Raw genomic sequence first — 340 nt, forward strand, 5'->3', positions numbered from 1 at the left:
TCATCTGGTTCAGGGTATAAACAGCAATTTACCCGAACTGACCATACAATATAAAGACTATGCATCCTGGATGAGAAGCGAAAAACAGCTTTCGAAACTGAAAGAATCAGAAGCCTACTGGCTTAACATATTTAGCGGAGACCTGCCGGTACTGGAACTTCCAACTCCTAAAATGAGGCCAAAAGTGAAGACCTATGCAGGAGATTCCATCACCCATAGCTTCACCAAAGAAACAAGTAACAATTTACAATCCTTTTCAGAACAGCACCAGGCCAGTCTTTTTATGGTTTTAATGGCGGGAATAAACGGATTACTATCCAGATATTCCAACACCAGAGAC

The 340-nt window shown here is 41.5% G+C and carries 1 protein-coding gene; it reads left to right on the forward strand.

Annotated features, from left to right (window positions below; translation table 11 throughout):
* A partial coding sequence (locus FLA105534_RS21365; RefSeq protein ID WP_246253291.1) for a condensation domain-containing protein occupies positions 1–340 on the forward strand: 340 nt, incomplete at both ends.

The organism is Flavobacterium collinsii, from assembly GCF_902804485.1.
GTDB lineage: Bacteria > Bacteroidota > Bacteroidia > Flavobacteriales > Flavobacteriaceae > Flavobacterium > Flavobacterium collinsii.